This window comes from Bradyrhizobium sp. 199 (assembly GCF_023073355.1).
Taxonomy (GTDB): Bacteria; Pseudomonadota; Alphaproteobacteria; order Rhizobiales; family Xanthobacteraceae; genus Bradyrhizobium.
The window spans coordinates 134,270-146,706 of the sequence record NZ_JADPJI010000005.1 but is presented as its reverse complement, the minus strand read 5'-3'; the positions used below and the strand labels follow the sequence as shown (position 1 = coordinate 146,706).

Sequence of the window (12,437 nt, the reverse complement as noted above, 5' to 3'; positions counted from 1 at the left end):
AATGACCATGCAAGTCAGCAAGACCATCGGCACGACTGACAAGGTCGCGCTCGACGCGCCGATCTTCGATCCGGTCGCATTCCGCCTCAATGACGACCAGGCCGGCATCATTACGCGCGCAAGAGAGATCGGCCAGAGCGTGTTCGCCGCTCGCGCCGCCACTTACGATCGCGAAGCGACCTTCCCGGTCGAAAATTATCGCGATCTGCATCGTGTCGGCCTGCTCGGCATCGCCATTCCCAAGAAACACGGCGGGCTCGGCGCGAACTACCAGACCTACGCGCTGGCAGCGGCCGAGATCGGCCGCTATTGCGGCGCGACTGCGCTGACCTGGAACATGCATGTCTGCTCGACGCTGTGGTCGGGCCCGCTCGCCGACGACCTCGACATGGACGTCGAGACCCGCGCAGAGCACGAGCGGCGCCGCGCGGTCCACTACAAGCGCATCGTCGACGACGGCGCGATCTATTCGCAGCCTTTCTCGGAGGGCGGTGCGGCCGCTGCCGGCGGCGTCGCATTCGGCACGGAAGCAAAGCCTGTGGAAGGCGGCTGGATCGTCAGCGGCAAGAAGATCTTTGCGTCGCTCTCCGGTCATGCCGACTATTACGGCGTGCTCTGCACCGAGATCGAGGAAGGTGAGAAGGCGTCGCGCCGCAACACGCTTTATCTCGCCATCTCCGCCAAATCGGAAGGCGTCTCGGTCGTCGGCGACTGGGATCCGCTGGGCATGCGGGGCACCGTCTCACGCACGCTCCTGTTCAAGGACGTGTTCGTTCCTGAGGATTCCGCGCTGATGCCGCGCGGCGTCTATTTCCAGGCTGCGATGCGCTGGCCGCACATGTTCCTGACGTTGTCGCCGACCTATATGGGTCTGGCGCAAGCGGCCTATGATTTCACCGTGCGATACTTGCGCGGCGAAGTGCCGGGCATGCCGGCGGTCAAGCGCCGGATGTATCCGACCAAGCAGATCGCGGTCGCGCAGATGCAGATCAAGTTGGAGCAGATCAAGGCGATCTGGTTTCAGGCGGTCACCGAAGCCGGCGCCAATCCGAGCAAGGAGCAGGTTCTGCGAGCCTATGCCGCGCAATATTCGGTGATGGAGGGCGCCAATGAGCTCGCCGCGCTCGCGATCCGCACCTGCGGCGGTCAGGCCATGCTCCGCTCGCTGCCGCTGGAGCGGATCTATCGAGACAGCCGCTGCGGCTCGCTGATGCTGCCCTGGACAGCCGAGCTGTGCCTGGACCGGATCGGGCGCGAGGCGCTGTACGAGGCCGGCGAGACGGACGACTGACCGTGGACCTCAGCAGTCTGATCGATCGCAACGCGGCGTTCGCGCCGGACAAGACCGCCATTGCCTTTGAAGGGGAACGGCTGAGCTATGCGGCATTCGCCGCGCGCATCGAGCGGACCGCGACGGCGTTGAAGCAGCAGCTCGGCGTAGGCCGCGGCGACCGCGTCGCGATCCTCAGCCTGAACCGACCGGACTATCTGGTTCTGCTCTACGCCTGCGCGCGGCTTGGCGCGATGCTGGTGCCCCTGAACTGGCGGCTGGCTATCGCCGAGCAGCTTTTCATCCTCACCGATGCTGGCGCCAAGGTCTTGGTGCTCGAGCAGGCATTTGAGGGGGTTCTTGCCGAACTTGAGGGGACTGCACTTGTCGGGCTCGATTTCGAGCCGCCTCGCGGCACGACGTTCGAAAACCTGTTGGCTCGAAGCCGGGGCACCGGCCGCAACCCGCACACCGATCTCTCCTGCCCGCTGCTCATCGTCTACACATCAGGGACGACCGGGCGGCCGAAGGGCGCGGTGCTGCGCCAGGAGGCACTGTTCTGGAACGGGGTCATGAGCCAGCACATGCACAACATGACGTCCGACGACCACGTGCTGACCGTGCTGCCATTCTTCCACGTCGGTGGCCTCAATATCCAGACCACGCCCGCCCTGCAGCTTGGCGCGACCGTCACGGTCCACGCGCGTTTTGCGCCGGAGACCGCGCTCGCGGCCATCGAGCAGGAACGACCGACGCTCACCGTGATGGTGCCTGCGATCATACAGGCCGTGAGCGAGCATCCCGCCTGGGCAGCCGCTGATCTTTCCTCGCTCAAGGCCGTCGCCACCGGCTCGACCATCGTGCCTCCGCACCTGATCGAGCGTTTCGTTGCGCGCCACGTCCCGGTGCTGCAGGTCTACGGCTCGACCGAAACCTGTCCGATCGCCGTCTACACGCGGCTTGGCGGCGACCTTTCGCGTTCGGGCTCGACCGGCCTTGCCGGCCTGTGCTGTGAAGCGAAGGTGGTTGATCATTCCGGCAACGAGGTGCCGGCGGGCACGCCCGGCGAGATCGCGCTGCGCGGAGCCAACGTGTTCTTCGAATATTGGGGCAACGAGGCCGCCACGCGCGAAGCGTTGCACGACGGCTGGTATCGCACCGGCGATATCGGCCTGTGCGACGCCGACGGCTATTTCTGGGTCCGCGACCGCAAGAAGAACATGATCATTTCCGGCGGCGAGAACATTTACCCGGCGGAAGTCGAGCGCGTCCTGCTCGAACGCCCCGATGTCAGCGAATGCGCCGTGATCGGCCGACCCGACCCGCGCTGGGACGAGGTGCCGATCGCCTATGTCATCCCCCGATCCGGCTGCCGGCTCGAAGCGAACGAGCTGAGAGCTCATGTCGAGGCGCAACTCGCCCGCTACAAGGTGCCGCGCGACATCGTCTTCGTCACCGACCTGCCTCGCACGGCGCTGGGCAAGGTCCAGCACTTCCTGCTGAAGCAGCTTGATGCACAGTCCCGCACGCAAGGAGAAGCATCTTGAAGATTGCGGTTCTGGGTGGGGGAAACGGCTCTTTCGCGGCCGCAGGCGATTTTGCGCTATCGGGCCATGAGGTGCGGCTGTGGCGCCGCGATGCCGATCAGGTCGCAGCGCATCGCACCGCCGGCTCGCGCATCCTGGTCAGGGATCACAACGGCCGCCACGACGCGACGCTCGCGCGCATCACGACCGATATCGCCGAGGCCGTCGAGGGCACGGAGCTGATCCTGTGCCCCGCCCCTGCCTTCGCCCAATCAGATATCGCTCGCCTGCTCGCGCCGCATCTGCGCGACGGTCAGGTCGTATTCCTGCCTCCGGCGACATTCGGCTCGATGATCTTCGCGCAGGCTGCGCGGGATGCCGGGAACCATGCCAAAGCGAGCTTTGCCGAAACCGGCACACTGCCCTGGCTCACCCGCAAGCACGGACCATTCGAAGTTGCGATCACCATTCGCGCCAAGCGGCTTCCGGTCGGCGTGTTCCCGCTCGACCACGCACCACACGCGCTCGAGGTGATCGGGCGTGCTTTCCCCGATGCGACCGAGCCGTGTGGAGACGCGCTGTCCGGTGCGCTGATGAATGCAGGACCCATCATCCATCCGCCGCTGATCGTGATGAATGCCGGCCCGATCGAACATTTCGAGCGCTGGGACATTCACAAGGAAGGCACCCAAGCCGCGATTCGCCGGGTCACCGACGCGCTTGACGCGGAACGCATCGCGGTGCGTGAGGCGCTCGGATACGAAGCACCGCATTTCCCGCTCGCTGATCATTACGCCAGGGAAGGCGAGATCTGGATGTACGGCCGCGGCTCACACGATCGGCTGACCGAATCCGGCGACTGGCGGGAGCAGATCGTTCTGACCGAGCACCGCTATATGCGTGAGGATTTGCGACTGGGGTTGTCTCTGCTGGTGTCCGTCGCCGGCCTGGCTGGCGTCGCCACACCGCTGGCCAAAGCGTTCCTGTCGATCGGCGGCGCGGTCTGCGGCGAGGATTTTGCGCGAGGTGGCCGAACGCTTCAGACGCTGGGACTCGACAATCTCAGCAAGGCTGAATTGCAGACGCTGCTTCGCAATGGATTCTGATCGATGACCAACCGCGTCAATATCGCCTGTCTGGGAGCTGGCCGCATGGGGCGCGGCATCGCCGTCGCGTTCGCCTATGCCGGGCACAAGGTCACGATGATCGATATCAAGGCGCGCTCCGGGGAGGAGTTCGCCAAGCTGGAGGCGGACGCGCTGGGCGAAGTCGGCAAGACCTTTGCCAGCCTGTCGAAGCTGGGACTGCTGATCGAAGCGGACGTCGATCCGTTGATCGCGCGGGTCTCGGTGGTGCCGGCGAGCAAGAGCAGCGCGGCGTTGTCTCAAGCCGGAATGGTCTTCGAGGGCGTCCCCGAACTCGTCGAGCTCAAGCGCGAGGTGCTGGGGGCAGCCTCAAGGCAAGTCGGCCCTGACACCATCATCGCATCGACGACATCGACCATCCTGGTCGACGATCTCTCGGGCGCGATCGTGAACCCGCGCCGCTTTCTGAATGTGCATTGGCTCAACCCGGCCTATCTGATTCCGCTGGTCGAAGTCTCGCCGGGCAAGGCCACCGATCCCGCGATCATCGACGAGGTCAAGGCGTTGCTCGAAGGTATCGGGAAGATGCCGGTCGTTTGCGCGGCGACGCCCGGCTTCATCGTTCCGCGCATCCAGGCGCTGGCGATGAACGAGGCCGCCCGCATGGTCGAGGAAGGCGTCGCCAGCGCAGAGGAGATCGACAAGGCGATCCGCTACGGCTTCGGCTTCCGCTATGCCGTGCTTGGGCTGCTCGAATTCATCGACTGGGGCGGCGGCGACATCCTCTATTACGCGAGCCGTTATCTCGAGGACGCACTCGGCAGCGACCGCTATCGCGCGCCGGACGTCATTGCTCGCAACATGCACGAAGGCCGCATCGGCCTGCGCACGGGCGCAGGATTCCTCGATTATTCCGGCATGGACGTCGATGCCTATCGGGCAAAACGGCTTCAGGCCATGGTCGACCTGCTCCGGCATTTCGACCTAGCGCGGCCACCGGTGCTCGATCGCGACTAAAGCGCATGCGATTAGGATGAATCGCCATCGCGCTTAGGTTATTGTTTAAGCATGATCTTGTCGGAAAACCGCTGCGCACTTTTCCGGATCATGCTTTAGCCGAAGACGTCCTGCAGAACGCCTTCACGCACCACCGCGACGCCATCGAGCTCGATCGTCGTTCCCATCATCGGCAGATCGAAATGCCCCGCGGTGTAGCGGCCGGCGAATTCGTTCGCGCCGGTCGAGAACAGGAAATTGCCGCAGACGGCCCGGATCTCCGTGCCGTTAGTGTCGCGCTGGTCGTACATCGACAGCGCTTCATAACGTGCACCGGGGTTCATGCCGAAACCGACATGCGAGACCGCATAGGCTTCGCGATCTCCCCACGCTGCGAGATAGGCGCGCATCATCGCAGCATCCGTGCCCTCGCCTTGCAGCTCGACGACATAGTCGTCCTTCAAGGTCATCTTCACAGGCGAGGACAGGTAACGCTTGAAAGTCAAATTGATGTCGCCCGGCGCCATCACCAGCGTGCCGTTGATCGTCCCGCTCTTGGGAAAGCTGACGACGATGCCACCCGGCCAATGCGCCAGCGTACCGGGCTTGTCGGTCCAACCCCACACGCCGACCGTGGACGCGCCGACCATATCGACATCGAGCGCCGTGCCGGCCTTCGAAGTGACACGCATCCGCTTGGTCCCCCGCAGCATCTTCGCCGCCGCCCGAACACGCTTCTCGAGCGCGGAATCCGGCACCATGCGTTCCAGCGCCTCGGGATGCTCGTTGGAGATCACCAGGATCCGCGCCCCGGCCTTCAATATCTCCGGCGTCTCCGCCGCGTGCATCAGGCCTTCGATGGTGCAATCCACCACGAAGCCGGCCTGCTGAAGCGCGGTGATGACCGGACCAAGTTTCTGGATCGCCTCGCTCGCCCCTGTTGAGCGCACCGGGACGATATTACGATTGCGCGGGGTCGGCATCACCACATGAAATGGCCGCGCACCCATCCGCAGCAGCGCCAGTTCTGCCAGATGCACATTCAGCGCACGCGACTGGGTTTCCGAGAGGATCGCGGCGGTATCGCCGGCCTTCACGGCGCAGCGTTCAAAGATCTCGCAGAATGCGTCGATCCACTTTGCCTCGATGCGATCAGTCAGCATGATTCACTCCCGGTCGTCTCGTCTTCTTGGTCAGTTCACGCTTCGGGAAAGCCCCGTAGCAGGTACGAGCGCACCGCCCCGAGCAGGCCATTCAGGATCAGGCCCAGCAGCGAGATCGTAATCAAGGGCACGAACATGTCGACGGCCTGAAAAGTTCGGGCTGCGGTCACGAGCGCATGCCCCAACCCGTCCGTCGACGTGATCATCTCGGCCAGAAACACTACGATGCAGGAAATGACAAGCCCGATCCGGCATCCGGTCAGGATCGACGGCATCGCCGCCGGTAGCACCACCTTGAACAGAATTTCGGTGCGACGCGATCCCGCCGCCATCGCCGACCAGATCAGCTTCTGTTCGACGATCGAGGCACCGTAATAGGTCGACAATAGAATGGGGAAAAGAGCGTCGGCAGCCACCAATGTGATCTTCGACCCGTGGCCGAAGCCGAGCAGCAGCAGCAATGCTGGATAGAGCGCGACCTTGGGCAATGGCGCCAATACGCGCACGATTGGCCGAACCACGGCATTGATCGCGGGATTGGCGGCGGCGGCAATGCCGAGACTGACACCCAGCACGACCGCAATCGCGAACCCTGCAAACAGCCGGATCAAGGTTGCCGCGATCTCCTGCTGAAATGTCCACGTCAGGAGCTGCTGGAGCAGGCGGCTGAAGACGAAGCCCGGCGGCGGCAGCAAGACCGCTGGGGCGAAGCCGAATGACACCAGGCCTTGCCACAAGGCGATGACCAGCACGATCGGGGCAATCCCAAGAAGGACGTAGGGAGAAGGAAGGCGCGACATCACGAGAAGCTCAGCGGTATGTCGAACTGAGGCTCGGACCAACGCACGAGCCTGGCACGCACCCTTTCGAAAATCGCGTCGAGGCAGATTCCCATCGCCCCCACGATGATGATCATCGCAAACACGGTGTCATACTGGCCCATGTCGAGCGCATTGAACAGGATGTTGCCCGCGCCGGATTGGCGGGCGATCATCTCGCTGGTGATCATCGTGATCAGCGCCAGCACCAGTCCCGTGCGGCACCCGGTCAGGATTTCCGGCAGAGCCGCCGGCAACACGATCCGCACCAGGCGTTGCGCGGGCGAGAGCCCCATCGCGGCGCCCGACCACAGCATCTTCTCTTCGACAGCTTTGGCACCCTCGAAGCTATGATAGATGACGGGAAGGCTGACGCCCAGGAAGATCACCAATGTCTTGGTGATGTCGCCGACGCCGAGCCAAAGCATGATAATCGGCATCAAGGCGGCCTTCGGCACCGGATAGATCACCATCAGAAGCGGATTGAAAAAAGCCGCAACGCCCCTGCTGCGTCCCATCAACAGGCCCAGCGGAATGGAAGCCAGCACCGCTAGGCCAAACCCGATCGCCATGCGGCGAAGCGAGGCCAGGATGTTGATCAGGGATTCCTTGTCGCCGAGGATATCGGGAATTGCCCGGATCGCCTCGATCGCGGTCGGGAAGCTGTCGTTCTTCAGCGCCAGCGAGGCGACCTGCCACAGCGCCAGCAATCCGATGCAGGCCAGCACCGGCGCGGCTCGTCTGATCAAGGCGGCCGGCGACATCATAAGGCTGGCCCGCCTTCGTCGCCGTCATCGAACATGCGCTCGATATCGACGACGTACTTCTGGTAGCGCGGATCGAGCAACAGCTCGTTGCGGCGGCGCGGGCGCGGCAGGTCGATGTCGATCACCTGCCGGATCCGGCCGGGAGAGTTCGACATCATGACGACCTTGTCCGAGAGGAAGACGGCCTCGTCGACGGAGTGGGTGACGAACAGCACGGTCTTGCGGTCACGCTCCCAGATGTTCAGGAGGTCGTTCTGCAGGCGCGTCCTTGTGTGCGCGTCGAGCGCGCCGAACGGCTCGTCCATCAGCAGCACTTCGGGATGGTAGGCGAGTGTCCGCGCCAGCGCGACGCGCTGTTTCATGCCGCCTGACAATTCCTTTGGGTAGAAATTCTCAAAGCCCTTGAGGCCGACCATCTCGATCAAGGTCCGGCTCTGCGCTTCCGCCTCGGCGGCACGCACACCTTGCTGGCGCGGGCCATACATCACATTGCCCAGCACGGTCTTCCAGGGGAACAGGGCAAACTCTTGGAACACCGGTCCGCGGTCCGGACCGGGCCCTGTGATCGCACGGCCCTTGATTTTCGCCGTGCCGCTGGTCGGGCTGACAAAACCGCCGACGATATAGAGCAGTGTCGACTTGCCGCAGCCGGACGGACCGAGGATGGAGACGAAGGCTCTCTCGTCAATCGTCAGCGAGATGTCCGACAACGCCACATGACCCTTGCGCGCCGAGGTCTGGAAGACCTGCGAGACGCGGTCGATCTCGATGATTGCAGAAGCCGGCTGTTGTGATGTCACCGGTCTCACCCATTCGCTCGATCTCGCTGGCACCACCGTCATCCCGTCTCTGGTCTCACTCGCGCGAACATTCTCGGCGAACCTGCTGAACGTTCTTCGTTAGCGGCACGAGCTTAGCAAGAAACCTGCCAGACAGACGGCCGTTTTCGCACGCGTGCGGTGCGTCATTCGAACCACGGCCATTCTGCCGGGCCTTCATGCGTAACGGCTCCGCCCGGCGCCTGCCCTACCAGTCGCGCATATTTTGCAAGCGCACCTGCACGGTGACGCGGCAGACCTGGCTTCCAATCTCGTCGTCGCGCGGTGAGTACCTGCTCATCGAGCAGCACATCCATCCGCCGGTTTGCCGCATCGATCCGGATCCTATCACCGTCGCGAACGAGCGCCAGCGGACCGCCGACAAATGCTTCGGGGGCCACGTAGCCGATGCACATGCCGCGGGTCGCGCCGGAGAACCGGCCATCGGTGATCAGGGCCACCTTTTCGCCCATGCCCTGCCCGTAGATCAGCGCGGTGACGCCGAGCATCTCACGCATGCCGGGACCGCCGACCGGCCCCTCATTGCGGATCACGAGAACCTCACCTGCCTTGTAACTGCGGTCACGAACCGCTTTCACGCAAGCTTCCTCGTCCTCGAACACGCGCGCCACGCCTTCGAAAAACTGGCTCTTCAAACCCGCGACCTTGATCACGGCACCGTCGGGACAGAGATTTCCCTTCAGCACCGCCACGCCGCCATCAGGCATGATCGGCGCACGTACCGCATGCACAACTTCTCCATCGGGTGCGTTGGCCGCGCCATATTCTTCAGCAAGGGTGCGGCCGGTGATGGACAAGCAGCTGCCATCGATATGCCCACTCTGGATCAGCTCACGGATGACGACCGCCGCGCCGCCGATGTCGTAGACATCCTTTGCGGTGTACTTGCCGCCCGGGCGCAGATTTCCGATCAACGGCGTCCTGGTGAAGACCTCCCCCACATCGTCGATTGTGAATGCAATGCCGGCTTCGTTCGCGATCGCAGGCAGATGCAGCGCAGCGTTGGTCGAGCCGCCTGTCGCCGCAACGATCGCCGCGCCGTTCTCCAGGGATTTCCGCGTCACGATGTCGCGTGGCAACGGCCCGCCGCGCTCCAGCATCTCCATGATCAGGCGCCCGGCGCGCCGCGAAATCTGCGCGCGCTCGGCATAGACTCCGGGGACCATCGAGACGTTGGGAATGGTCAGTCCCATCGCCTCCGAGACCATTCCCATTGTGTTCGCGGTGAACTGACCGGCGCACGCGCCGATCGTCGGCAAGCAGGCACGCTCGATCCGCTCGAGCGTGCCGCCATCGATCTCCCCCGTCATGAAGCTGCCGACAGCCTCGTAGGAGTCGAGCACCGTCAGCGTACGCCCGTCCACGCGGCCCGGCAGCGAGCTCCCGCCATAGATGAAGATGGACGGCACGTTGCAACGAACCATGCCCATCATCACGCCGGGAAGCGTCTTGTCGCATCCGCCGTAGCCGATCAGAGCGTCGTAAGCCAAACCATGGACGACGGCCTCGATCGAGTCGGCGATCAGTTCACGCGAAAACAGCGAGAACTTCATTCCCTCGTGATTCATGCTGATGCCGTCGGAAACCGACACGGTCGAGAATTCGCGGGGCGTGCCGCCGGCCTCCTCAATTCCGGTTTTGGCCGCAGCCACCTGGAAGTCGTGGGTCATGTTGCAGGGCGTCTGCTCGCCCTTCATGCTGACGACGCCCACCATCGGCTTCGCAATCGCCGCGTCGTCGAGCCCCATCGCACGCATGAACGCCCGGTGCGGAGCCCGGTCGAGGCCGTCTGTCGTGACTCGTGATCGCAACTTCTTCATGCGCGCATCTTCTTCGTGCCTCGTCCCGGATCATCCGGGGACGCCGCAAGCTCCTCGTTCGGATCGTTCGCCCGCTCGCCTACTGCAGCGGAGCGACGATCGCCGGATGCTTGAACTGCGCGACATCCAGTTTCGGCAGCATTCCGGTCTCCGCGTAGATGTCCAGCATCTTCTGGATCGCGGGGAAGTTCGGCGCCGCGCCTGGATCACGGCCGAAATCGTTGTCCTTGAGCAGGTAGGTCTCGAGCACCGGGATAGGCGCCTTCAGGACTTCGTTGACCACCTTGAGAGTCTCCTCGCGGTTGGCCAGCGCCTTCTTCATGCCCGACGTGATGTCGCGGACATAGGTCTTGACCAGCTCGGGGTTCTTGTCGACGAAATCGGCCCGGCAGGCTTCGAGGATATGCACGATGTTCGGCATGGCCTGGGACAGCGAGAACAGCTTCCTTGTGCCACCCTTAGCCTCCGCGCGCGCGGCAAACGGCTGGTTCATGTTGACCGCATCGACACGGCCCTGGCGCAGCGCATCCTCGGAGACGGCAAAGCCGACCTCGACCAGCTTGATATCCCTCGCTGGATCGACGCCATTCTGCTTCAGCAGCAGGTTGAACGGGCCTTGCGTGCCACCGCCGATCACGGAAATGCCGACCGTTTTGCCCTTGAGATCAGCGATTGTCTTGATGGGCGAGTCATCCATGACCGCCCAATAGACGGAGAAACCGCCAGGCTTCTCGAACACGTGCTGCGCCACGATGTAGGCTTTGAGATTGCCGCCGACCACACCGTTGGCGAGCGACAGTGGCGCCTGCGTCGCGCAATCCAGCGCGCCAGCCGCGAGTGCCTGCGTCATCGGCGCGGTGCCCTGGAATTGGGTCCATTCGATGTTGTAGGTTTTGCCGATACTGGGAAATTCAGCCGGGCGGCGCATCATCCAGTATTTGGATTCTTCGGCCGGGATCGTCCAGCCGACGCGGATCGTCTGCTGCGCCCATGAGGAGGTTGCTCCCGCGCTCACGGCCGCTGCCGCCCCCAAAGCCAGGATCCACTTCGAAACGGTTCGCATGGTGCCCACTCCGCTGCTCCGGCGCCGACCGGCGCCACCTCAACCCGACCGGGATCAAATGTTTCATGGTTCAAACAATCAGGCAAGCCATGCGAGCCGGGCGGTTTTGCCGTCCGATGCGCAATGTATGGTAAAGCGGCGTCGCACTGCGACAGAAGGGAGGCAACCTATGGCTGATGCGAGCAAGGCGAACCCGCAAGGTGCCGAGAGGCTTGGCTATCTCGGCCTGGGGCTGATGGGAACGCCGATGACCCGACGCCTGCTTAAGGCTGGCTATCAGGTCAACATCTGGAACCGTTCGGTAGGCAAGGTGGCTCCGCTGGTCGAGGCCGGGGCCAAGGCCGCAGTCACGCCTCGCGATCTCCTGGTGAACTCGGATATTGCTTTCATGTGCGTGACGGACGCGGCGGCGGTCGACGAGGTGATCTTCGGGACCGACGGGCTTGCAGCGGCGCCCGGCGCAGGCAAGCTGGTCGTCGACTTCTCGTCGATACATCCCGACGCCGCGCGCGAGCTCGCCAAGCGACTGAAAGACGCCAACGGCGCCGGCTGGATCGATGCACCGGTTTCCGGCGGAACGAAGGGCGCCGAGGAAGGCACGCTTGCGATCATGGCGGGCGGAGAGGCGGCCGACATCGAGAGGGTACGCCCCTACGTTTTGACCATGGCGCGCAGGTTCACCCACATGGGTCCGACCGGCGCCGGCCAGACCACAAAGCTGTGCAATCAGGTGATCGTCGGCTGCGCGATGGCGGTCCTGGCCGAAGCCACGCGCCTGGCCGTCAACGCCGGCATTGATGCTAATCGCCTGCCTGAAGCGCTCGCCGGCGGCTTTGCGGATTCCATCCCGCTCCAGCTCTTCGTGCCGCGGATGGTCCAAGGGATTCACTCCCCGCCGCTCGGCCACGTCGCAACGATGCTCAAGGATCTCGATACCGTCGCCGACATCGCACAGGCGACGTCGACGCCTGTGCCGATGGCCTCGCTTGCGGGCCAGCTCTTCAGGTTGGCCAAGGCCGCGCGCGGCGCGGAAGCGGACGCACTGGAAATTTACAAGCTTTCAGCGGCGGAGCGCTAAGCCATCGAGCGC

The 12,437-nt window shown here is 63.7% G+C and carries 11 protein-coding genes; 5 read left to right on the top strand and 6 right to left on the bottom strand.

Annotated elements, in window-relative coordinates; all coding sequences use genetic code 11:
- Position 1 precedes the first annotated feature (1 nt).
- The 4 genes from IVB28_RS09075 to IVB28_RS09060 are packed head-to-tail and all read left to right on the top strand — an operon-like array spanning position 2 to position 4,898.
- On the top strand, positions 2 to 1,291 hold the full coding sequence (locus IVB28_RS09075) for an acyl-CoA dehydrogenase family protein (protein WP_247525730.1): 1,290 nt from the start codon (positions 2 to 4) through the stop codon (positions 1,289 to 1,291).
- Between the two features lie 2 nt (positions 1,292 to 1,293).
- Complete coding sequence (locus tag IVB28_RS09070) at positions 1,294 to 2,817, top strand: long-chain-fatty-acid--CoA ligase (protein ID WP_247525729.1); 1,524 nt, start codon at positions 1,294 to 1,296, stop codon at positions 2,815 to 2,817.
- Positions 2,814 to 3,902 carry an NAD/NADP-dependent octopine/nopaline dehydrogenase family protein gene (locus tag IVB28_RS09065; protein ID WP_247525728.1) on the top strand — a complete coding sequence of 363 codons (1,089 nt, stop codon included), beginning with the start codon at positions 2,814 to 2,816 and terminating at the stop codon, positions 3,900 to 3,902. The genes IVB28_RS09070 and IVB28_RS09065 overlap by 4 nt, the downstream gene beginning before the upstream one ends.
- Positions 3,903 to 3,905: 3 nt before the next feature.
- The gene (locus IVB28_RS09060; protein WP_247525727.1) at positions 3,906 to 4,898 is read left to right on the top strand and encodes a 3-hydroxybutyryl-CoA dehydrogenase; all 993 of its coding nucleotides are present in this window, start codon (positions 3,906 to 3,908) and stop codon (positions 4,896 to 4,898) included.
- Between the two features lie 95 nt (positions 4,899 to 4,993).
- Here the strand turns inward: IVB28_RS09060 and IVB28_RS09055 are convergent, their stop codons facing one another.
- The 6 genes from IVB28_RS09055 to IVB28_RS09030 form a co-directional block, all read right to left on the bottom strand.
- Complete coding sequence (locus IVB28_RS09055; protein WP_247525726.1) at positions 4,994 to 6,040, bottom strand: peptidase M29; 1,047 nt, start codon at positions 6,038 to 6,040, stop codon at positions 4,994 to 4,996.
- 35 nt (positions 6,041 to 6,075) lie between these two features.
- Positions 6,076 to 6,840, bottom strand: coding sequence for an ABC transporter permease subunit (locus IVB28_RS09050; RefSeq protein ID WP_247525725.1), 765 nt, complete (start codon positions 6,838 to 6,840; stop codon positions 6,076 to 6,078).
- Entirely contained in the window at positions 6,840 to 7,625 is a 786-nt protein-coding gene (locus tag IVB28_RS09045; RefSeq protein ID WP_247525724.1) for an ABC transporter permease, read from the bottom strand. The genes IVB28_RS09050 and IVB28_RS09045 overlap by 1 nt, the downstream gene beginning before the upstream one ends.
- Complete coding sequence (locus IVB28_RS09040) at positions 7,622 to 8,467, bottom strand: ABC transporter ATP-binding protein (RefSeq protein WP_247525723.1); 846 nt, start codon at positions 8,465 to 8,467, stop codon at positions 7,622 to 7,624. The genes IVB28_RS09045 and IVB28_RS09040 overlap by 4 nt, the downstream gene beginning before the upstream one ends.
- A 122-nt stretch (positions 8,468 to 8,589) precedes the next feature.
- Positions 8,590 to 10,284, bottom strand: coding sequence for a dihydroxy-acid dehydratase (gene ilvD / locus IVB28_RS09035; RefSeq protein WP_247525722.1), 1,695 nt, complete (start codon positions 10,282 to 10,284; stop codon positions 8,590 to 8,592).
- Between the two features lie 79 nt (positions 10,285 to 10,363).
- Complete coding sequence (locus IVB28_RS09030; protein WP_247525721.1) at positions 10,364 to 11,347, bottom strand: ABC transporter substrate-binding protein; 984 nt, start codon at positions 11,345 to 11,347, stop codon at positions 10,364 to 10,366.
- Between IVB28_RS09030 and IVB28_RS09025 the strand changes: the two genes are divergently transcribed.
- Positions 11,346 to 12,425, top strand: a complete 1,080-nt coding sequence (locus IVB28_RS09025; protein WP_247525720.1) for an NAD(P)-dependent oxidoreductase — start codon at positions 11,346 to 11,348, stop codon at positions 12,423 to 12,425. The two genes, IVB28_RS09030 and IVB28_RS09025, sit on opposite strands and share 2 nt — an antisense overlap.
- Positions 12,426 to 12,437: the final 12 nt, after the last annotated feature.